The organism is Thiogranum longum, from assembly GCF_004339085.1.
GTDB lineage: Bacteria > Pseudomonadota > Gammaproteobacteria > DSM-19610 > DSM-19610 > Thiogranum > Thiogranum longum.
In genome coordinates this window covers 2,707,196-2,730,053 of record NZ_SMFX01000001.1, presented here as the reverse complement: position 1 = coordinate 2,730,053, position 22,858 = coordinate 2,707,196, and the positions used below count along the sequence as shown (strand labels likewise).

The window sequence follows — 22,858 nt, the reverse complement described above, 5'->3', positions numbered from 1 at the left end:
CGATCCTGCGAGGGAGTCGCGATATTGGAACAGATGGCCGTGTAACGGTCAAGGTAGCTTATGGTGCGTGTTTTCGAACGTGGCATAGCGCTTCCGGAGAAGTCGTAGCACCACCGCTAAGACAAGCAATACCACCATGTCTATTGGACGCGAAGCCTTGTTTCTTGGCGTGGTGAGGCTGCATCCGCCACCGCTGGAGCTGGAGCTGCTGCCAAGATTGATGCTTGCAGGGCCCCCGGGATCAAAAATTCTGCCATTTGGAGTTAAATCGGCATCTCCGAACCCACCATCTACAAAATGCAGGATGATCTGGTTCTCCTGTATTTCAGCACCTGTACGTCCATCGAAATCAAATTGATACCAGTGCTTGGAAACAATTAGGGGATTGTCGCCGGGGATCCATCCATATTTAAAATAACTGTTCACCGATGGATTGTTTGTGGGAAGAAAAATCGATATGGCGGTATTGCTACCTACCGGGATACCATCGAGTAAGAAGCTAACAAAGCCATTGGGGAAAGTTATTGTTGTTCCGCCAGCCGTTGGTGTCGTTTCCGGTGCAGGGTTAGGGTCAATGCTAACACCGAGAAACTGTGTGCCTGGGTCTGCCGCTACAGTGACATAGTTTCCATTTAAATCTAACAGGGTGGTAACGTTAGCTTGTTGACTATCAGGAGTACCATCCTGGTTCCCGTCACCACGATTTGGGCCGGCAGCCTCGATATCATCGGGAACCCCGTCACTATCAGTACTTGATGTTGCGATTATAGGAACAGTGGAAACAGGTGTGTCTGGGTCATTGGTCGATACTTGTAGTGTGGCCGAACTTGTTCCTGTAGTGGAAGAGGTGAAGGTGATTAGTTCCTGACAAAACTCATCGGGTGCCAATAGATTACAGTTATTCGTTGATGTGAAATTTTCAGCATCTGTGCCTGATATGCTGATGTCTGTAAATATCAAGTCCAGAGTCCCTGCGTTTGCGAGCGTGACAGTGGCTGTTTTTGGTGTGCCTGCCTGTGTATCCCCGACGTCAATTATGGACTCTGATATTAGTAAATCAGGCTGTGGAAGAATTACATCGCCGATGAGACCTAGCTGGTTAAGTTGTCCATTGGGCGAAGCATTGATAAGTAACGTTGCACTTTTAGGGCCTACGGTATCAGGAGTCAATCGTACCGTGAATGAACAGCTTTCCGTAAAGGCTAATTGAGCACCCTCACAGTTACTGGTGCTGGCATCTATGGTAAACAAAGAAGCATTGGCACCTGAAAATTCTATTGCGCCCGGCTGCAGGATGCCGCCGCCGACATTGCGTATAGTAATCTGTTGATCCGCAGTGCCGGCGATGTCAACGCTGCCGAAGTCGATCAATGAAACTGGATTAGTTTCAAGGCTGGCTGTTGTAGGTGCACCGCTACCAGAAACGCTAAAGACAATGCTCGGGTTTGTTGGGTCATCAGAAGGGATGTTGATGGTATCTTCAGATAGCCCTGGTGTTGTGGGGGTATAGCTTATCTGCAGGGTGCAAAAAGAGGATGGTGTAATAATCTGACTAGAGCAGCTATCAGCTGCAATGGAATATGGCGGTACAAGCACATCCAAACCACTAATTAATCCAAAGGAAAGATTTTTATTGCTTATGTTCTGGATGGTGACTGTTTGTTCAACTGGCCCAGTATTGATTACACGTAATCCAAAATCCAGCGGTGCGGGGGTAATAAAAAAAGGAGGCGGGTATGGTGAGCTTGTTGTGTTCACTGTGACCAGGTTGGCGGCTGTGACAGGGCTTCCCGAGGTATAATTAAACACCGGAAGATCCTGGAAAGTGCCACCGAGGTTTTCGGTTGCTAGCCCTGCAATTGAGTCGATAAGATCCATTCCGTTGCTGAGCACCTGTCCAAAAACAGTAAAACCACCGTTTTGAGAGTCAAGGTCTGCAGCGTTATCGACCAGGTTAAAGAACCATTCTGATGTTGCGCTATTAGCATCGCCGTCAATTTTCGCCATGGCGATTGTTCCGCGTACATTAGAGCGCGAGCTGTCAAACTCATTCGTTATTGGAGGATCTGTAATTATGTGCGGCGCAGAGGTCGTTCCGAAATCGCCCAGGCCGGGGTCGTATGAAAATCCGCCGCCCTGTATAACGAACCCGGGAATGCTGCGGTGTATAAAACTACCGTCATAGCGTTTTTCGCCACTGGTATTTTCAACATAGTTCAGGAAATTGCTAACGGTAATGGGTGCGGCGAAATCGAATAACTCGATATAGATGTCGTTGGCCGGTTGATCACCAAAGGCGATACTCATGCGGACTACAGATGCGTGTGCAGTTGAAATAGCAGCAAAGAATATGAGTGCGGAACGTAGATGGTTGTAGTAGCTATACATAATTGCTATTGGCTGTCCGGTATATGGTCAAAACGCGATTGGTTACATAATTAGCAAGTAATATGCCTGTATTTAACACATTGAATACTAACGTTTTGGATGGTTGCGTGGAAGTGTTAATGTAAATAAATTCGACGAACTGACCATGCCATGATGGTTATAAAAGTACTGAATAACAATAAATTGGCGATAGAATAGATGCGAATTAGCAATAAATACCTATGTAAATAATCCCGTCAAATATAGTAGCTGATTCGTGTAGATTCAAAATATATATTCCTGCCACAAAGAGACTCGGCTTGTAGTTTCCGGCCACGTTAATGCCTGGTGGGTAGCTCGGTTACCTTAACGTCTTGCTGTCCACGAGCATGCAGTTGTAGTTATTATGTCGGATCTCATCAAACCGGTCGTGTACTCGAATATCGTTGGCAATTAAAATACGTTCGCCTGACCCCGTGAATGGGTGGGAGAAATGTACCTGATAGCAAGGAAAAATCACTAGATCGCCCGCGTGCGGGTAAAATTTAGCGTGGCCGTAAGTGCCGTGCTGGCTGCTGATCTGGTTCGGGTTATCGAGTTGCAGCGCGCCTTCCGGTGGTGGGCTATCCGGTGTTCGTACATAATAAACTGCGCTTAGGCGGAAGTTTGGCGTGATGTGATTGTGTGGTGCATTCCACTCGCCAGCGCGCATGACATTGGCCCAGCCCTGGAGGCTTAGCTTATCCGGTGTGAGTGTAGTGGGGGGTACGCCCATTAAATTGTAATAATTGGCCATGTAGTGCTGTACGCCTGGAATAAGCACTTTTTCACGGAACCTGGTAACCACGGGATCCTTGCGATTGACGAACGCGGGGCTGGTATGGAACCCACCCTGGGTTGCAGTAGGCTTCATGTCCGCCCGGGATTTATCCTCCATCTCCAGTATCAGTTCAGCCAGATCTTTGTTTAACTGGTTTACCTTTTCACCTGAGTAGTGACGCAATAGAAGCCCCATAGGGAAAGTGACTGTGAACTGGCCTTTATTTGGTAGTTCTTTCAAGTAATATCTCGCTCTTAATAGCCTGAGTCAGGAAAAATATGAGGCGTTGGGTTCAGGCAAGAAAACTGACGATCGAATCGTAAGTATTATATGATTTAAAAAGCTTGCCTGCGTTGGTGGTTGAAAATTGAACTCACGTGTTAAAGTTAACATGCTTAAATGGCTTTAGGTAGATGTAATTTACTAGGCGCTTACTGCAAGGTAAAGTTATCCGGTTGATATAAAATGAAAATATAGATTGTATCCATTCTAAGGTAATAACATGCAGAAAAATTCATCGCTGCAACAAATCAAGCAATCGATTAAAGACTGTATCCATAGAAAAGAGCTGGGCAAGGCCAGGCAGCTACTCGAACAGGCATGCAAGTCGGACACCAGGGATATTGAGCTATGGGTGCTTGCTGCAAATGTACATACGGCGCTACGTGATTTCGATGCAGCCATAGTTGACTATAACCAGGCGCTTGAAATAGGGGTGCTAAATGCAGATAGCTGTAATAATCTTGGCTATTTGTTACAGGCGCGGGGTCGATACCCAGAGGCGATCATCGCCCTTAACAAGGCACTGGATCGTGAGAAGAATCACCTCGGCGCCCTTTATAATCTGGCGCTCGCTTATGCTACGGTGGGCGACTTCAGCAATGCCGAACATTACTATAAAGCCGCTCTTAAACAGAGGCCTGACCTGACTGAAGCGCATATTAATTTAGGTAATGCGCTGCGAAAACTAAAGCGACCTGAGGAAGCTATGTCATCATATCAGGCGGCTATTGCGTCTGATCCAAAGTCATTTTTGGCGAATTTGAATCTCGCCAGTTTGCTTGAAAAAATGCACGATCTTGATCAGGCGGCAACTCACGCTGAGTTGTCTTTGAGCCTGCATCCCGAATCTTATGCAGCGACTCTGCTGCTTTCCAGGATAAACAGACGTGTCGGGAAATTGCATGAGGCGAGAGCGTTAGCGACCAGGTCGATTGAGTTGGCGGCGCGGCCTGTCGACAAGGCGCAGGCTTACAACGAACTTGGGAGGGTGCTGGAGGGGCTGGAAATCTACAGTGATGCTTTTGATGCCTTTTCCAGAGCAAATCAGGTCTGGACGGATGTTATATCCAGTACTCAATTGAGTGCTGACGCATTCAAGGATCGAGTCAGTAGTTACTCCGGATTGTTAACGCATATCGGGGAGCAGGAGCGGTCACAGCCTCAACTGGAAGCATGTGATCGAGCGCCTGTGTTTCTGGTGGGTTTCCCAAGGTCGGGTACAACACTTACGGAACAGATTCTGGCGGCCCATCCAAATGTGATATCAAGCGATGAGGCTCCTTTTCTCCAGCAACTCATCGACAAAATACCAGAAATAATGCAATCAGATACAAGTTACCCGGAGTCTGTCCCGGGTCTGACTCCTGAAAATATCGAGGTACTGGTGGAAGAGTACTGGCAGCTCGTTGAAAGCCATGTGGGTGCAAAAATCGGTGACAGGTGTTTCGTTGATAAGCTTCCGCTTAATATCGTGGATTTAGGCCTGATTTATCGCCTGTTTCCGACTGCTTCTATTGTCGTACTTATTCGTGATCCGCGTGATGTCTGTCTGAGTTGTTTTACGCAATCGTTTGTGCCGAACCAGGCGATGGCGCATTTCCTGGATATTAAAAATACTGCGTTATTGTATGCTGATGTTATGTCGCTCTGGATGAAATACCGGGAAACATTACCTGTAAAATGGATGGAGCTTCGGTATGAAGACCTCGTTGCGGAAATGCCCGCTGTTGTAAGTCGTGTACTGGACTTTCTTGGTGAGGAGTGGGATGAATCTGTTCTCGATTACTTCCAGAACTCCGGTCAGCGCTATATCTCTACCCCCAGTTATGAGGGTGTTGCCGAACCTGTCTATACCCATGCCATTGGCAAATATCGGAATTATAGCGATGAAATCCAGGCGGTATTGCCAATTCTTGATCCGTTTATAAAACAATTTGGATATGCATAGAATGATTGCCCGCGTTTCTTATTGAAGGGCCGCAGTTACGCCCGTTATTTGTGCGCCCTGCGCATCGAAACCCTTAACTGAGTTTATCTGCAAGTTCTGAATACCGCCGGTTACGTAAAGTTTTAAGGCATCCCACCGATCTAACGTCGATTCAGTTGCCCCGGGTACCAGCTCTGTTGTCCCGGCTCCAAGAACTATTATGCGCAGGAATTGACCGTCATCTTTCCAGTTGATGGTTTTTCTGTCACCGGCAGGGTTGGCAACAAAGGCTCTCCCGACGCCACCATGTAAAGAATCCGCGTCATGTTGTAGTTCAAGCTCGACTGCGGCCGGTAATGTCGTGCCAGAAAAGGCAACGGTATAGTGAGTACTGCGTTCCATTGCTTCCAGATGGCTTTCGGATAGTGGGAATACTCCGCCTGCACCCAGTGGGTCGGTGTTGAACTGGAATGCCTGGCCAATTCCTGCATCAATAATATTTACCGGCACAGGGCCATAAGAGGCGCCCGACAGACTCGTTATAGTTACCTGCGCCGTCCCGGTGCTGAGTCCGGACGGTAAATCGAGAAACACTACTGTCTGCCACCAGTCCGGGTCATCTCCAGTATGATATTGTTCAATGACATCGGCGTAAGAGGCGGCCTCGCCGTATTTTGTCCCGCCATCACTTCCGATGACGCCGCCCACAGCCATCCAGGAAACAGGATCAGGGTAGAAATTTACTGCAGCACGTATTGCCGGGTCACCGGGGCTATAGGTGTACACGGCGCCATCTGAAGAATTTATGGTGACGCTGATATTCTTTCGTGTATATCCCTGCTTCCATCCTGTTGCCAGGGCAATAGTGTCACCCGCTCTTGCAGATGTCGGGAATGTTTCTATTCCAGAGCACCCGGACAAAAGAAGTGCGATAGAGCAGCAGATAATAAAAAGGCGGGGGAGCTGGAGGTGTGATTTTTTTTGCATTAGAGTTCATCTCCATGGGTAAAACGAACAGATAGGTAATTGTAGAGCAGAAGTGAAGGAATCACACGTTAAGGCGTGAATTTTCTAACCTCCTCTATCAAGAATAATAAGACTACAATATTCTAATATAGTGAAAGTATTCTGTTTGGTGCTATTCTCATTGGTGGCAGCTTGCCAGCCCCGTAACTTGCGGATTTAAGAGAGTTTGATTGATGGCGAAGAAAAATATCCGGGCCGGTAATCATGCCCGGTCAAGGAAACGGCAGATTAAACTAAAGGCTGCTGCAGCGTTTCAGGCTGGGCACTTTAAAAAAGCCCGGTTACTGTATGAAAGAATATGCAAAATCAGCCCGGGAGATGGCGAGGCGTGGTATCTGTTAGGAAAAACTCATATAGCGCTTGGTTCGTTACAGGAAGCTGAAAAGTGTCTCAGGAAAGCTGTAGCCATCACTCCGGATAGCGCTCATGCAATGATGACTTTGGGCGAATTGCTTGATTCGACAGGAAAGCTTGGGGAATCCATAGGTTGCTACGAGCGTGCACTTTCAATCGAACCGACCAACGTAACCCTTATTCACAAGCTGGCCTCAGCCATGATGAAGCAGGGGCGTGTGACCGATGCGATCCCCCTGTTGCGCCAGGTCCTTTCTATAAAGCCGGAGGCGATGGGTGCGCGCTCATGTCTGTTAAGCGCTTTAAACTACTGTCAGCAGGATGTAGAAGAAGTTTTTCATGCGCACGTGCAGTGGGGGCAGGCAAGGGAGAGACAGTCTGTCCCTGCGGCCAGTGTAAAAAATGATCTGGCAGCAGATAAGCGGCCGTTACGCATTGGCTATGTATCGCCGGATTTCTGTGCGCACCCGGTGTTCTTTTTTATCGTAAATCTTCTGGCGAATCATGATCCAGCCAATGTTAGGACATTTTGCTACTCTGATGTCCTGAAGCCAGACGCGATAACCACGCAATTGCATACAGTGGCGCACGTGTGGCGCGATATTCAGCTAATGACAGATGACGAAGTGGCTGATCTGGTCAGACGTGACCAAATCGATATACTGGTTGATCTGGCCGGTCATACTGCGCGCAACCGGTTGTCTGTATTTGCCCGAAAAGTGGCGCCGGTGCAGGTCAGTTACCTCGGGTATCCCAATACGACCGGCTTGTCGGCAATGGGTTATCGTTTCACTGATGCCTGGGCAGACCCCCCCGGGCAGACCGAGCATTTACATACCGAGGCGCTGGTACGCCTTCCCGGCGGTTTTCTATGTTACAACCCCTTGCAAGGTAGTCCGGCTTCACCGCCACTCACTCCGTCACCCTGTCAGGTAAATGGATACATTACCTTTGGATCGTTCAATAACCTGGCCAAGATTACTCCGGAGGTTTTAGAGCTATGGTCAGAAATTCTTTGCGCGGTACCGGGGTCACATCTGGTATTGAAGAACCGCCCGCTAAGCGATGCAGTAACCCGCGAGTATTTTTACAGCTTGTTTGAGGGCCATGGTATTGGGCGGGAGCGTCTGGAGTTAATTGGCTGGATTCCCAATATGGGCCAGCACATGTCCACTTATAACAAGGTAGATATTGCGCTGGATACGTTTCTCTATAATGGTACTACAACGACCTGCCAGGCAATCTGGATGGGTGTGCCAGTAATTACACTGGCGGGACAGGCGCATGCAGGACGAGTCGGCGTGAGCCTGCTGTCGCAGTTAGGTCTGGATCAGTTCATTACACATGGTGCTGAACAATACAGGGCCTGTGCAACCGCATTGGCTCGCGATACTAAAACGCTTGGTGTGCTCAGAGCAGGGTTGAGGGAGCGCATGGCAACTTCACACCTTTGCGACGGGAAACAGTTTGCCCGGCAGATCGAATCAGCTTATCGCGATATGTGGGAAACTGTGGCTGAGGGGATATCCCAAGCTTAAGGTCGCCTTAGGGTATATTATTTCTGGTACATAAAAAAACGGGTGGCCAAATGGCCACCCGCTCTGCTTACTCTTACTTGTCTTCCGGTGTTCAGGCAGACTTGCGACGACGTGCTACGCCAACCAGTCCTACCAGGCCAGAACCAAACAGCCAGACTGCTGCCGGAACCGGAACAGCAGAAGGTGCGGGTTCAAATCCGGACAGGCTCATAGTGGCAACATCGAAGTTGGCATTGAAACCCGGGAACGGACCATTGTCCATGCGGATGCCTGAAAGGCCGTCCTGGTGGCGGTTGCCGGTAAATACGATATCATCGGCTGTACCCAAAATACCGTCTGCACCAGGCTGAGTAATGGTTACATTTTCTGATGCAAACGGGTTGCCATCAACTGTAGCCATAAAGCGTGGACCGCCGGTTATGAGTGTTGTCTGACCGAATGCAGATGCATCGTTTACAACGTTACCGCTGGTCTCATCTACCCACGAAGTGGCACCTCCGGCAGGATCATCGAGTGCGATAGTACAAACACCAAACGATACGTCGATACAGCGTGATTCATAGTCCGGAGCAACAGCGCCCGGCCCCATGGTTAGTGCATCGCCGATGCCAACGCCTGTCATGTCAGCTGTGAAGAAACCGGCTGCATCCAGAACGATTTCCACAAAAATGTTTTGAGTGCCATTCCAGTCAAACAGCATAGTGCCGGCTACCAGGGTGCCTGGTCCTGCACCACTGCCATCGCCAATCGCCTGCATGGTGATGTCGTGGGCGACTGCAGGGCCGCCACCGAAGAAGTCAAATGTGTTTACAGTCGCAGCGCCAGCGCCGGGGCCATAGGTCACAGTGCTGCCGTCAAAGGTCGTTGACTGCGAATCAGTCTGACTGGTGTTGAATACCATGGTACCAGTGATCTCGGTTTGTTTGCCTTTTGTACTGTTGCCAGCAAAATCCGAGTTGACCAGTGTCTGGTCATTCGGGTTGATCATGGTAAAGGTGCCAGTCCAGTCAAATTTAACGATATCAGCTTGAGCGCTCCCGGCGCCCATTGCCAGTACCAAAGCTGCGCTAAGGGCAGTTTTATTCATTTTCATAAATCCTCCAACGATTCATAAGGAAGTAATTTAAGGTGGCCAAAATACATAAAGTTTTTAGACCGCTAACAAGTACTTGTTACAGACTTGAATTTAATTGCCAAATTGCTTGTATGGTTTTCTGGCTTCTAGGCCTCCCCAAACGACTACTTGGCATCCAGAGTGAAGGCAATATTCAGGCCAGCTAATAAAAATACATGTTTATCAATCTGTTGAGTTCGGAGTGGCCCTATGCAAGATCGAGCGCAAACCAAGGAATGTAAAGTTGATCGACGGTGCCAAGTTGTATTCAGCGTGCATCTGCTTGTCCAATACAATTTACAAACAACTAGTTACTTGAAGATCAGCATCAGAAACAAAAGGGTTGGGGGTTGTTAAATAAATCGACATCCTGTTGCAGGTTCTAAAGAATCGTATTTGTCTCTTTAAACTTCAATGCTGTGATGGATTATTGCGGCAAATGTATCCTTGACAAAATAAAGTCCGCCAGTGATGATGGCGCCGTCATTACGACAAGCATATCGTGTGACTCAGTCGAAATACACGTGGCCATATTCTTTAAAGAAGGTATATATATCTCGCCTGAATGTGGTTCGATTTTGAATGTGATGTTGTGTCAGCTGCTGCTCAAAGTACGTATGCAGTGGTGGTTGACAAGCTAAATACAAATAATATTTTGTTGTTTTGGTATCCAAGCAACACTGGAGGAGTTGAACTATGAAAGTGCTATTCAGGCGCTTGTCTGTACCGTTTTGTGTTTTTTTGATTTTAGCACCTGCGGCTGCATTTGCCACCAATGGGTATTTCCTTATCGGGTTTGGGGCGAAGTCCCGCGGTATGGGCGGAACGGGCGTAGCCTACGGCACTGATGGTCTGGCTGCGGCGGCCAATCCCGCTACCATGACCGATGTAAAAATGGATACGATGCGCGTTGATGTCGGTGGTGAATTTTTTGTTCCGAGACGGGCCGCATCCCACAATAGCGCTCTGTTACCCGCGGATGAGGTGAGTGGTTCCAATCTGTTTCTGATCCCCAATATGGGCGGTATTTACAAATTTAATCGTCGCATGACGATAGGCATGGCAGCTATCGGCGCCGGACTGGGTACACGTTACCAGCAGGTGGTTCCGGGGACGACTGGTTGTATCAACGGAGATAGCAGCGGTGTTCCTGCCGGGGTCAATAACAGTTATTTCTTTAACTTTGCCTGTAATGCGGATTCCACCACCGTGGGTGTCTCGTTGATGCAAATGCAGATGTTGCCCAGCGCAGCGTATAAAATTAACAAACAGCATTCGGTGGGGGCTTCACTCGCGATAGGTGTGCAGCAGTTCCGTGCATATGGTCTTGGCGCATTTGAAAGCCTGGGATTTGCGGGCAGCAACAGCAATGTCTCGGGTGAAGGTAACGACTGGTCCTACGGTGCAGGTATCCGGCTGGGCTGGCTGGGTAAGTTTTTTAATCAACGACTTAGCCTGGGAGCCAATTACGCCTCACGCGTTTATATGACTAGGTTCAAAAAATACAAAAATCTGTTTGCTGAACAAGGAAGCTTTGATATCCCGGAACACTTTGCGTTCGGGCTGGCATTCAAGGCAACTGATGCCGTGACGGTTGCTGCGGATGTGCAGCACATTCTTTATAGCTCCGTCAGGTCTGTCGGAAATCCTGGCCCGACACTGGACCCGTCTTTCTTTAATCCGGACCAGGCGTGTAAAGACGCGTTGCTGGCGACTGGCAATGAACCAGCGGAATGTAAGCTTGGTGGTGACAAAGGGCTTGGTTTCGGTTGGCAGGATCAGTGGGTCTACAAGCTGGGTGTAAATTATCAGTACAACAGCAAATGGGCATTCCGGGCGGGTTACAATTACGGTAAATCACCCATTGATGAAAATTCACAGCTGTTATTCAACTTATTGGCTCCCGCCACTGTGGAGCACCATATAACTTTGGGTGCAAGTTATGCGCCAAACAAAAACATGGAATGGTCGGCTAACTTTATGCACGCCTTCAAGAACACCCTGAAAGGTCCGACCCGTTTCCCGCCAGCAGGTGCTACAGCGCCTGTGGATAACGCAGCGATATCTATGTACCAGTATTCTGTTGGTATAAGCTTCGCTTACAAGATGTAAAGTAGCCGTCATCCCGGTATCAGGGGTATGTGAGAGCTGCGAAAATATTATGTTGGAGGATTATTTCATGCATTCTGCTCAATGTTTTAAAACTAAAAAAAGAATCCTGGCTGCAGCAGTTTTGACTGCGCTGAGTGCCGCTGCGGTTGGTCCCGCGAGGGCGGACGTGCAGGTTTACGACTGGACTGGCACGTTCACCATGATCAATCCGGCGAACGTCACGCTTGTGAATACCGATGTGGCTGGTAATCCCACGAAGGGGAACCAGACGGAAGTTACTGGTACTTTCACTTACCGGACAGGCAGCGATGATCTCGTGAACGGGGGGGGCGGTAGTGGCGATATTGCGATTGACGCATTCAATTTCTTTGGCGGCGGCCCTGCAGTGGCGCACGATGCCACCTTTATCGCTATTGGTGACGGGCATGGGTTTAACGGAGACAGCTCTGGTATTTCAAACGGTCCGGGGGATCTTCTGAAAGGCGATTTATTGTTTGACTGGAATGGTACAAATAATATTGTTGTTGAGATCATCTGGAATGCGGGCGGATTTCTTACCAGCGATATGGGGCTTGCCGGAGGCGTCGGAAGCAGTGTTGTTGCTGGTGCGGGGGCTATTGCACCTGACTATGAATCACGTTGTGTTGACATCACCTTTGGCGTTTGTACTATTGCGCTCGACGATCCTGCTGCAGGTGCAACTGAATGGATAAACCCCGCTGACGGCACCCTGGTACCGGATGCGAGTGCGTTTGGTTTAACCACGGACGTGTCTGGCGGTCCGATATTGCTTGCGACGGTGGATGGGAATCCATTTGCGCAGGAGTCGGTGGATCCGGATGGCCCAGGCAATCCAATTCCGCCGGTTAATCGCCACATTGACGGGTTATCAGGTATAGCCATGGACAACGGCCCATTCCCCGGATTCGGTGCAAATTTTGACGTACGCACCATGATGCTTACTGCATTCACTGACACCACGCCACCGGTGGTTACCCTTAGCCCTAATTCGATTTCCATTAATCAGGGGGATGCATTTGATCCACTGGCACCGCCGGGGGTTACTATTACGGTAGTGGACGTTGTCGATGGTACGCTTGATGTTGCGACTGATTGTTCTATTACGAACGGTGTGCTTACGGGTGCAGCGGGTAACTATACAGTCACCTATAATTGTAGCGACTTGTCTGCTAATGCGAATGCTGATAATGGCTCCGAGGGCGTGCTGAATGTTCAAGTGGTCGCAGCGGGTGCCCCGATCATTACCTTGAGTGGCAACGCCTCCGTAACGCAGGAATGTGGCGTGGCTTATACAGATGCCGGAGCCAGTTGTACAGATGCTTTGTTGAACCCCATTACTGCGCCGGCAGATTTCTTCCTGGACACATCGGCTCTGAACGTAAGTACTCTGGGCGTGCAGTCAGTGACATGGAGTTGTACGGACACAGGAGGCGGCGGCACTACGACAGTAGATCGTGTGGTGACTGTGGTTGATACCAGTGCTCCAGTTATCTCTCTTAATGGAGCGGCCTCAGTAGCTATTGAGGAGGGCAGTGTTTACACAGATGCCGGGGCTACTGCGACTGACGGGTGTGATGTCGGTTTGCCGGCGTTGACAGTAGTTAATACCGTAGACACATCAGTACCTTCGACCTACCTTGTGACCTATAGCGTTTCCGATGCATCCGGGAATCCTGCAACTGCCAGTCGTACGGTAGAAGTGCAGCCGTCAGCACCAGCAATTGTGTTGCAGGGCAATCAGACAGTTAACCTGAATGTGGGTGATACGTTTGATCCTAATAATCCAGGGGCTGTCTGTAGCGATGCGCAAGATGCTACTGCCCCGGTCGTAAGTGTAGCCAGTAATGTTGATGTAACGCAGCCAGGTACTTACGAGGCTGTGTATTCCTGTACTGACACTGACGGAAATACGGCATCTGTTACTCGAAATGTTATTGTGCAGGGTGCCGGTTTCTTCTCGGCGGTTGACAGTAATTTCACGATGTTGACTCCTACGGGTGATTTTCAGAACGGCGCTAATGATATCGTCGCAACCTGGGATGGTACGTTCAATACCTCGGTCAGTGATTCTAACTTCAACATGACTCTTGCAACGGCAACGCCGACACCTTATGAGGGTTCAGTGTGGACGGCGCATAACATACGTGTATTTGGTCCTGGCTCGTACCAGTTCGATGTTGACTGTACTCCGGCCCAGATTCAGGCAGGTATAACTGACTGTCCGGTTACTGATCTTGATAAACCGGAGGGGCGCGTTCTTACGCTGGATGTGGGGCCGAATCAGTTGGGCGCTCATATTCTGTTTGACTGGAGTACCACGAGTAATATTGATGTAGTCAACCTGTGGAATATTGATGGTGCGTTTACCAGTCCATCCGGGTTTCTGGGTGTAACAGGCCGGATCTTCAACCTTGTATCTATTGACGCTAATGGGAATAACTTCTCGGGTGTGCCAATGGTTGATGGGCCGTTTATAGGCTTCCATGCCAACTTCAACCTGGATTTCAATCCGCCTATTCAGCCTGCAGCTGGTGTGCGGGCGCCGATCCTTGGCGCGATTCAAAATGGCGCTACACGAAGAGCGGTGCTTGTTACCGACGGTATAGTTACTGTATCAACTGATATTGGTACGACATTTGACTGGAGTGCCACGGACGACGCGCTTGATGGAGGTGCCACGGTTACTACGTCTTCTTTGAGCTTTGATCCGGCCAGTGTGGCCCCCGGGTTTTATTCTGTGGGTGTCACTATTGATTCCGGGCTTTCCAGTGAGGCGACTGGCAGCTTGATACTCGAAGTGGTCGCTAGCGTACCTTCTGTCGGTCTGGATGACAGTGATAATGACGGTATTCCGGATAGCGTGGACGATAGTGGCCCGGCAAATAGCCTGCTGGTGGATGCAGGCGATGCCACATTGGGAAGTATTATATCCAGTCCCGGAACCAGTCTAAGCGTTGGGAATAACGCTTATATTGCCGGAATTTTCGGTGGGAGCATACCCAGTACTGATTTGCCTTCAGACAGTGGAGTCGAAGAGAGTTGTATTGGCGGGTGTTTTGACTTCCAGGTTTCGGGTGTATCCCCGGGTGGCTCTGTTATGGTGGTGTTGCCCTTGTCTGAACCACTCCCTGGAGGTAGTGTTTACCGGAAGTACAATCAGAGCGCTGGTACGTGGGTCGATTTTGGGGTCGGTGCAGGTAATGCAATCGCTTCTGCCGGCAAGATTGCAGGTGGACTCTGTCCCGATGAATCCAGTGCGTCATATGATGATACGCTGGGCCTGGTGGCAGGTGATGAATGTATCAGGTTAACCATTGTGGATGGTGGTGCTAATGATATGGATTCTGCAGCAAACCCGGCTAACGGTATCGTGTACGATCCTGGAGGGGCAGGCGTGCCAGCTACACCAGTGTTTGCATCGCCAAGTACAAGTCTGGGTAGTGCAAGTGGGTGCACCGTTGTAACTGCACCAATTGATCCGAGGCAACGTGGCGACTGGTGGTTGTTGGCTATGTTGCTCGGTTTGCTAGGGTTCCATGCTCATATGAGGCGATCCAGGCATTAAGAATATAGCTTGGGTGGTGAATAGATAGCCGGAGAAGCGCAACCTGGAATGGGTTGCGCTTCTCCAGTTTTGCTAAAGGCTTGTTTTGAAAATCGCAGATATGACATGAAGAAAATGGATAAACTGCTTACTCTTAACGGCCCCAACCTGAATTTGCTTGGTACACGCGAACCTGCGAAGTACGGGCTAGCCACACTCGAAGAGCTTAATAGTCATTTGTTGGAGTATGCAAAAAAAGCTGAAGTGGATTTGCAGGTATTTCAGTCAAATTCTGAAAGTGAGTTGATTGATCGTATCCATGCTGCCGCTCAAGAAAATATTACTTTCATCATCATCAACCCCGCCGCCTTCACTCACACCAGCGTCGCCCTGCGCGATGCCCTGCTGGGCGTAAAGATCCCGTTCATCGAAGTCCACCTCTCAAACGTCCACGCCCGTGACGACTTCCGCAAGAAATCCTATTTCTCCGATATCGCCGTCGGTGTCATTACCGGTCTGGGGCCCATCGGCTACGAACTGGCCCTTCAGGCGGCCCTGTCGTATCTCGGCGACAAAAACAGCAAAAGCTGATCTTTCAGCGGATTTCGCGGATTTTCGCTAACATTTCACCGCAAGTAGCGGTATACTGCCGCGCAAATTCATGACCTGTGGAACGTTTCTGGATGGATATTCGCAAAGTCAAAAAACTGATCGAGCTGCTGGAAGAATCCGGCGTGGCGGAAATCGAGATTCACGAAGGCGAGGAATCGGTGCGTATCAGCCGTTATGCCGCCAATGCACCGGTTGCCGCGGCGCCGGTCGCCCTGGCTGCCGCCCCGGCGCCTGCAGCGGCACCGGCCGCAACGCCCGAGCCTGCGGGTGGCGATGAGGCAGACAATATTCCTGCCGGGCACATCGTCAAGTCGCCGATGGTCGGTACCTTCTACCGCGCCGCTTCACCGGGTGCTTCAGCTTTTGTCGAAGTCGGGCAGAGCGTCCAGCTTGGTGACACCCTGTGTATCATCGAAGCCATGAAGATGCTCAACCAGATCGAGGCGGACAAGACCGGTGTCATCAAGGCGATCCTGGTCGAGAACGCGGAGCCGGTAGAATTCGGCCAGCCGCTGTTTGTCATCGAATAACGGTTTGGCGAAGACGTATGCTGGATAAAGTTGTTATCGCCAACCGTGGCGAAATTGCCCTGCGAATCCTGCGCGCTTGCCGCGAGCTGGATATCAAGACCGTTGCGGTCCATTCCGAAGCAGACCGCAGTCTCAAGCACGTGCTGCTGGCCGATGAATCGGTGTGTATCGGTCCTGCGCCGTCGGTGGACAGTTACCTCAATGTCCCGGTCCTGATTGCCGCGGCCGAAGTCACCGACGCCGTTGCTATTCACCCCGGCTACGGGTTCCTGTCCGAGAATGCCGATTTTGCCGAGCAGGTGGAAAAAAGCGGCTATATCTTCATCGGTCCACGTGCCGACACGATCCGCACCATGGGTGACAAGGTTGCCGCCATCCGTGCCATGAAAGAAGCCGGCGTACCCTGTGTGCCGGGCAGTGACGGGCCACTCGGCGATGAGGACGAAGCCAATATCAAAATGGCGCGCAGCATCGGTTACCCCATCATTATAAAAGCGGCTGCCGGTGGTGGCGGACGCGGTATGCGCGTGGTGCATGCCGAAGCCAACCTGCTCAATGCCGTCGCCCTGACCCGCACCGAGGCACTAACGGCTTTCGGTGACGGCACAGTGTACATGGAGAAATTCCTGGAAAAACCGCGCCACGTGGAATTCCAGGTAATCGCCGATGGAGAAGGTGGCGCCATTCACCTCGGCGAGCGCGACTGCTCCATGCAGCGCCGCCATCAAAAAGTCGTGGAAGAAGCGCCGGCGCCCGGCATCAGCCTGGAGCGCCGCCTGGAAATGGGCGAACGCTGTGCCGAAGCGTGCCGCCGTATCAACTACCGCGGTGCAGGTACCTTCGAGTTCCTGTACGAAAACGACGAGTTCTATTTCATCGAAATGAACACCCGCGTACAGGTCGAGCACCCGGTCACCGAAATGGTCACCGGCGTGGACATCGTCAAGGAACAACTGCGTATTGCTGCCGGCGAGGGTCTGACTTACAAACAGGAAGACATCAGCTGGACCGGCCACGCCGTGGAGTGCCGCATCAATGCGGAAGACCCGGTCAATTTCCTGCCATCCCCCGGTCCTATCACCCAGTACCATGCGCCGGGTGGTCCGGGTATCCGCGTCGACACTCATATATACAATGGGTACAACGTACCGCCGTATTACGATTCAATGATCGCCAAGCTCATTGCCCACGGGGATGACCGTGCTTCGGCCATGGCGCGTATGCGCGGTGCGCTGGCGGAAATCGTGATCGACGGCATCAAGACCAATATCCCGTTGCACCAGGATATCTGCAGCGATGCAGCCTTCCTGGCCGGTGGTACCGATATCCACTACCTGGAGAAGAAGCTCGGTCTGTAATTTGCCAGCCACGTCATTGCGATGCCTCGACCCAGAGGGTGAGGTACTCATAATGAACCCTGTAAGGGTTCTTTGAGCGTAGCGAAGCAATCTCCCAACTATCATGCCCTGGCTACAACTCACTCTCGAAGCCGGCGACCTCGACGTAGAAACGCTCAGCGACTGGTTCGAGCAGCGCGGGGCGGTGTCGGTCACGCTGGTCGATGCCGCCGACCAGCCCCTGTTCGAACCGGATCCCGGCACCACGCCACTGTGGTCTGCCACGCGGCTTACGGCGATGTTCGAAGCAGACGCCGATGCGGATACCTTAAGCGCACAATTACGCCAGGATTTCGGGGCCGCGGCTGTAAAGCGTCTGGGCAGAAGCCTGCTGGAAGACCAGGACTGGGAACGGGTCTGGCTCGACCAGTTCCATCCCATGCAGTTTGGTGAGCGTCTCTGGGTTTGTCCGGCGGGCAAGTTACCGCCGCAGGGTGAGAAGCCGGTGATTGTTAATCTTGATCCCGGGCTGGCATTCGGTACCGGCACGCATGCCACCACTGCACTGTGTCTTGAATGGCTGGATGCCAACCCGCCGCGGGACCAGGCTGTGCTCGATTACGGTAGCGGTTCGGGTATCCTGGCAGTTGCTGCGCTGAAACTGGGAGCTGCAGCATTGTGGGCTGTCGATATCGATGAACAGGCGCTCCTGTCGACGCGGGACAATGCTGCGCGTAATGCGGTTGATGACAGGCTGCACACCCTGTTTCCGGCACAGTTACCGGAACAAGCCTTCGATCTGTTACTTGCCAACATTCTTGCTAATCCGCTGATCAAGCTGGCCCCTGACCTGGCCGGACGGGTTCGATGCGGGGGAAACATCGTGTTGTCCGGTATCCTTGCTGACCAGGCCGATGCCGTGCGCGAGGCCTATGCGCCCTGGTTTCGACTGTCCGACACAATCGGTAAAGAGGGCTGGGTGCGCCTGCAAGGTGAAAGAATTTGACCGCCACCCCTGTCCTGTGGTCTGTTAATGCGTATGTACGCTGCCTGCCCAGCCTGTAAAACCGTTTATCCGATCACTGCTGACCAGCTGCGCATGGCCGGCGGCCGTGTGCGCTGCGGAAACTGTCATACCGTTTTTGATGCGACCGCTGCGCTGTTCGATGATCCGCAGCAGGCGCTGGAATTTGCCGAACAGCAGTTGAGTGCTGTCAGCCAGGAAATCGACGACCTGGTGGATCGTGCGCTGGATGAAGTTCCGGCAACCGATGCTGACGAACCGGTAGAAGATTCGCGCATCGAAGCTGACGCGGTTGAGCCCGATGCGGAAACGCAGGCCGATGTGCCTGACCGCTATGCGCCGGTCGCCAGCGCCATTCCTGAAGCGGTCCAGACAGACCAGCCGGTTTCTCGTGAACAGAAGGAGCCAACAGCCGATCTCGTTGATATTGCGATCGGGCGTCCAGGCGCTGGCCCCGGGGCTGACAGGGACACCTATGCGGCGCCGGTGTCTGCCGAGTTTGTATCTGCCGCGAGCGCCAGTGAACAAACTGGCGAAGCGCATGCAGCAGCACTGATGTTTGATACCGGAACTGACGGTGCGCGCACATCCTGGGGCGCCATCGCCGCTGCACTGTTTCTGACCGTGTTACTACTCGGTCAGTATGTATGGGCCGAACGCTACCGTTTGTCCGCTATCCCGGCTTTTCGACCGTATCTCGAAACGGCTTGTTCTGTCCTGGGTTGTGATTTGCCGTTACGTCACGAAACGGCCAGGCTGGAAATTATCGAACGTGAAATTCGTAACCACCCGAACGTCAATGATGCGTTGCTGGTGAATGCCACGTTTATCAATCGCGCTGATTTTGCACAGAGTTACCCGGTTTTCGAAGTCGCCTTTTCCGATGTTTCCGGTACCCCGGTTGCCGTGCGCCGGTTTTTACCGGATGAATACCTTAAGGAAGTTGATCCCTCGCGAGGTATGGCGCCGGGGCAGCAGACACGCGTGATGCTGGAGATTATAGACCCGGGTAACCGCGCCGTGTCGTTCCAGTTCGATTTTCTCTAGACAAGACATTATTCATTCCCCCGTCATCATTGCGAGCGCAGCGCGGCAATGACGTGTAAGTCAATACTTGTCCGTTAAATACATCCTTTAATCCGCCTGTCAAGACTTGACTCCCAGCAAATCGCTTAAAAATAGGGGTTCCGGCAATTTTCGGGCCACCTCAAAAAAATCATTTCAGTGCTTTTCCCCGTTGAAAAGTGCGCGTATGATTGGCAGCCCTTTCGCTGAAAACCGTCATCAAGGAGCACGTGCGCTGTATGCAGATTGGTCCGTACAAGTTGCGTAACCCGTTAGTGCTGGCGCCCATGGCGGGAGTAACAGATCGGCCCTTCCGCCAACTGTGTAAAAAACTCGGCGCGGGTATGGCGGTTTCTGAAATGGTATCGGCCAATTCGGCGTTGTGGGGCAGCAAACAAACGCTGCGGCGAATGGATCACAGTGGCGAGGTCGAACCGCGCATTGTCCAGATAGCCGGCGCCGACCCACAGTTGATGGCTAACGCGGCACGCTTCAATGTTGAACGCGGTGCGCAGATCATCGACATCAACATGGGCTGCCCGGCGAAAAAAGTCTGCAATGTCATGGCCGGCTCTGCGCTGTTGCAGCAGGAAGACCTGGTAGCGCGGATTCTCGATGCGGTGGTCGCGGCCGTCAACGTGCCGGTCACGCTGAAAATCCGTACCGGCTGGGAGCCGGAGAACCGTAATGCACTGAGCATTGCGAAGATCGCAGAACAGGCCGGTATTCAGTCGCTTGCCGTGCATGGCCGCACCCGCGCCTGTGGTTATTCCGGTGAAGCGGAGTACGACACCATTCGTTGCGTCAAGCAGCAAACCGGACTGCCGGTTATCGCCAACGGCGATATCGACAGCCCGCAAAAAGCCAGGAAGATACTGGAGTACACCGGCGCGGATGCAGTCATGATTGGCCGCGCGGCACAGGGACGTCCGTGGATCTTTCGTGAAGTTGAACATTTTTTGCTGACGGGTGAAGTGTTGGAAGCGCCCGGGGTGGAGGAAATACGTGCTGTCATGATAGAGCATCTCAATAATTTATATGCATTTTACGGGGAGTACACCGGCGTGCGTGTGGCACGTAAACATATTGCCTGGTACAGCAAACGGCAGCCGGGTGGTGCCGCATTCAGGGCATCAATCAACCGCGTCGAGTCGCTCGACGAGCAACTGCGCAAGACGCACGCCTTTTTCGACCGGCTGGCAGAAAAGCAGGAGCTTGCGGCATGAGTGCCGTGATCCGCGAAGGCGCGGCCGTTGCTGCGTCGCTGCCAACACGCGAGCGTCGCAGCCAGCCGTTGCGTGCCTGCGTGCAATCCGCACTGGAAATCTACTTCAAGGATCTCGACGGACACGATGCCGAAGGGATTTACGACATGGTCATTGGCCAGGTCGAGCAAGCCATGCTGGAAAGCGTTATGCAGCAGGTGCGCAGTAACCAGACGCGTGCAGCCGAGGTGCTGGGGATCAACCGCAGTACCCTGCGCAAGAAATTGAAATTGTACGGCTTACTCTAGGAATACATCATGGCAGTCATTCAGCGCGCGCTGATCAGTGTGTCGGACAAAACCGGCATCGTTGAGTTTGCACAGCAATTGCACCAGGCGGGCGTCGAAATTCTGTCGACCGGTGGTACGGCCAGTTTACTGGCAGAGCGTGGTGTACCGGTGATCGAGGTGTCGGACTACACCGGCTTCCCGGAAATGATGGCCGGGCGTGTCAAAACCCTGCACCCGAAAATTCATGGTGGCATTCTCGGCCGGCGCGGTACGGATGACGCTGTCATGCAGGAACACGGAATCGGCCCCATCGATATGGTGGTGGTCAACCTCTATCCCTTCGAGCAGACCGTGGCCAACCCGGATTGTGATTTGCCCACGGCGATCGAGAACATCGACATTGGCGGCCCGACATTGATTCGTGCTGCTGCCAAGAATCACGCCGCCGTCACCGTGATTGTCGACAGTGGCGATTACGGGCGTGTGATGGAAGAGATGGCGGCCCGGGGCGGCGAAGTGAGCGACGCCACCCGTTTCCGGCTGGCGGTAAAAACCTTCGAGCACACGGCGCGTTATGACGGTGCCATTGCCAACTACCTTGGCGCGCTGGGTGAAGACGGTGAAAAGCGTGCTTTCCCGCAGACGCTCAGCCTGCAGTTTCGCCAGCTGCAGACCATGCGCTACGGCGAGAACCCGCACCAGTCAGCGGCATTTTTCGTCGAGCATGCCGGGTCCGGGGCCAGTGTTGCCACGGCAAAACAGATCCAGGGCAAGGAACTCTCCTATAACAACGTCGGCGATACCGATGCCGCGCTGGAATGTGTCAAACAGTTCGACGAAGGTGCGGCCTGCGTCATCGTCAAGCACGCCAACCCCTGTGGTGTGGCCTATGGTGAAAACCTGCTCGATGCCTACGACCGGGCCTACAAGACCGACCCGGAATCGGCCTTTGGCGGAATTATTGCGTTTAACCGCACACTCGATGCCGACACGGCGCGGGCCATCGTCGATCGCCAGTTCGTGGAAGTCATCGTGGCGCCTGCTGTTGACGAGGCCGCATTGCCGGTGCTGGCGGAAAAGAAGAACGTGCGCGTCCTGAGCTGTGGCGAGTGGCCTGCCACGCCGGCACCACGTCTCGACTTCAAACGGGTTAATGGTGGCCTGCTGGTGCAGGATGCCGACCTGGCGTTACTCAATGACACCCGCGTAGTGACCGATCGCACGCCGGATGATGAAGAGATGAAAAGCCTGCTGTTTGCCTGGCGTGTTGCCAAGTTTGTGAAATCCAACGCCATTGTCTATGCCAACGACAACATGACGATCGGTGTCGGCGCCGGCCAGATGAGCCGTATCAACAGCGCGCGCATTGCCGGTATCAAGGCTGAACATGCCGGTCTGACGGTAAAAGGTTCGGTCATGGCCTCGGATGCCTTCTTCCCGTTTCGTGACGGTATCGACCAGGCGGCCGAGGCCGGCATCATCGCCGTGATCCAGCCCGGCGGTTCCATGCGCGATGAAGAGGTTATCGCCGCCGCCAACGAACACGGCATGGCCATGGTGTTTACCGGCATGCGCCATTTCCGGCACTAACCTGTCATTGCGAGCGCAGCGCGGCAATCTCCGTCAGCCTGGTACCAGACTTTAAAAGATTGCCGCGCTACGCCCATAGAATCCCTACGGGCTTCATTAC

General features: G+C 52.2%; 16 protein-coding genes. 12 read left to right on the top strand and 4 right to left on the bottom strand.

Going from position 1 to position 22,858, the window contains the following annotated elements:
* Positions 1-48: 48 nt before the first annotated feature.
* Positions 49-2,307: a choice-of-anchor D domain-containing protein gene (locus DFR30_RS13265; RefSeq protein ID WP_207891906.1), complete on the bottom strand. Its 2,259-nt coding sequence runs from the start codon at positions 2,305-2,307 to the stop codon at positions 49-51.
* A 421-nt stretch (positions 2,308-2,728) separates the two neighbouring features.
* Entirely contained in the window at positions 2,729-3,427 is a 699-nt protein-coding gene (locus DFR30_RS13260) for a putative 2OG-Fe(II) oxygenase (RefSeq protein WP_132974016.1), read from the bottom strand.
* 262 nt (positions 3,428-3,689) lie between these two features.
* Between DFR30_RS13260 and DFR30_RS13255 the strand changes: the two genes are divergently transcribed.
* Complete coding sequence (locus DFR30_RS13255) at positions 3,690-5,417, top strand: tetratricopeptide repeat-containing sulfotransferase family protein (protein ID WP_132974014.1); 1,728 nt, start codon at positions 3,690-3,692, stop codon at positions 5,415-5,417.
* 18 nt (positions 5,418-5,435) lie between these two features.
* Here DFR30_RS13255 and DFR30_RS13250 read toward each other — a convergent pair whose 3' ends face one another.
* Positions 5,436-6,383, bottom strand: a complete 948-nt coding sequence (locus tag DFR30_RS13250) for a hypothetical protein (protein ID WP_207891905.1) — start codon at positions 6,381-6,383, stop codon at positions 5,436-5,438.
* Between the two features lie 212 nt (positions 6,384-6,595).
* Between DFR30_RS13250 and DFR30_RS13245 the strand changes: the two genes are divergently transcribed.
* Entirely contained in the window at positions 6,596-8,314 is a 1,719-nt protein-coding gene (locus tag DFR30_RS13245) for an O-linked N-acetylglucosamine transferase, SPINDLY family protein (RefSeq protein WP_132974010.1), read from the top strand.
* Positions 8,315-8,405: 91 nt separating this feature from the next.
* Here DFR30_RS13245 and DFR30_RS13240 read toward each other — a convergent pair whose 3' ends face one another.
* Positions 8,406-9,401 (bottom strand): VPLPA-CTERM sorting domain-containing protein, encoded by a 996-nt coding sequence (locus tag DFR30_RS13240; protein WP_207891904.1) that lies wholly within the window; start codon positions 9,399-9,401, stop codon positions 8,406-8,408.
* A gap of 723 nt (positions 9,402-10,124) precedes the next feature.
* Here DFR30_RS13240 and DFR30_RS13235 point away from each other — a divergent pair.
* From DFR30_RS13235 to purH, 10 genes are all read left to right on the top strand, one after another.
* Positions 10,125-11,540 carry an OmpP1/FadL family transporter gene (locus DFR30_RS13235; protein ID WP_132974008.1) on the top strand — a complete coding sequence of 472 codons (1,416 nt, stop codon included), beginning with the start codon at positions 10,125-10,127 and terminating at the stop codon, positions 11,538-11,540.
* Between the two features lie 67 nt (positions 11,541-11,607).
* Positions 11,608-15,126 (top strand): DUF5011 domain-containing protein, encoded by a 3,519-nt coding sequence (locus tag DFR30_RS13230; RefSeq protein ID WP_207891903.1) that lies wholly within the window; start codon positions 11,608-11,610, stop codon positions 15,124-15,126.
* Positions 15,127-15,240: 114 nt separating this feature from the next.
* The gene (gene aroQ / locus DFR30_RS13225; RefSeq protein WP_132974004.1) at positions 15,241-15,696 is read left to right on the top strand and encodes a type II 3-dehydroquinate dehydratase; all 456 of its coding nucleotides are present in this window, start codon (positions 15,241-15,243) and stop codon (positions 15,694-15,696) included.
* Positions 15,697-15,788: 92 nt separating this feature from the next.
* The gene (gene accB, locus DFR30_RS13220; protein WP_132974002.1) at positions 15,789-16,247 is read left to right on the top strand and encodes an acetyl-CoA carboxylase biotin carboxyl carrier protein; all 459 of its coding nucleotides are present in this window, start codon (positions 15,789-15,791) and stop codon (positions 16,245-16,247) included.
* Between the two features lie 17 nt (positions 16,248-16,264).
* Positions 16,265-17,605 (top strand): acetyl-CoA carboxylase biotin carboxylase subunit, encoded by a 1,341-nt coding sequence (gene accC, locus DFR30_RS13215; RefSeq protein ID WP_132974000.1) that lies wholly within the window; start codon positions 16,265-16,267, stop codon positions 17,603-17,605.
* Positions 17,606-17,708: 103 nt separating this feature from the next.
* Positions 17,709-18,590 carry a 50S ribosomal protein L11 methyltransferase gene (gene prmA / locus DFR30_RS13210; protein ID WP_132973998.1) on the top strand — a complete coding sequence of 294 codons (882 nt, stop codon included), beginning with the start codon at positions 17,709-17,711 and terminating at the stop codon, positions 18,588-18,590.
* 27 nt (positions 18,591-18,617) lie between these two features.
* Positions 18,618-19,655 carry a DUF3426 domain-containing protein gene (locus DFR30_RS13205; RefSeq protein ID WP_132973996.1) on the top strand — a complete coding sequence of 346 codons (1,038 nt, stop codon included), beginning with the start codon at positions 18,618-18,620 and terminating at the stop codon, positions 19,653-19,655.
* A gap of 257 nt (positions 19,656-19,912) precedes the next feature.
* The gene (gene dusB, locus DFR30_RS13200) at positions 19,913-20,899 is read left to right on the top strand and encodes a tRNA dihydrouridine synthase DusB (RefSeq protein WP_132974482.1); all 987 of its coding nucleotides are present in this window, start codon (positions 19,913-19,915) and stop codon (positions 20,897-20,899) included.
* Complete coding sequence (fis, locus tag DFR30_RS13195) at positions 20,896-21,186, top strand: DNA-binding transcriptional regulator Fis (protein WP_132973994.1); 291 nt, start codon at positions 20,896-20,898, stop codon at positions 21,184-21,186. The genes dusB and fis overlap by 4 nt, the downstream gene beginning before the upstream one ends.
* Before the next feature lie 9 nt (positions 21,187-21,195).
* Positions 21,196-22,758, top strand: coding sequence for a bifunctional phosphoribosylaminoimidazolecarboxamide formyltransferase/IMP cyclohydrolase (gene purH, locus DFR30_RS13190; protein ID WP_132973992.1), 1,563 nt, complete (start codon positions 21,196-21,198; stop codon positions 22,756-22,758).
* Positions 22,759-22,858 lie beyond the last annotated feature (100 nt).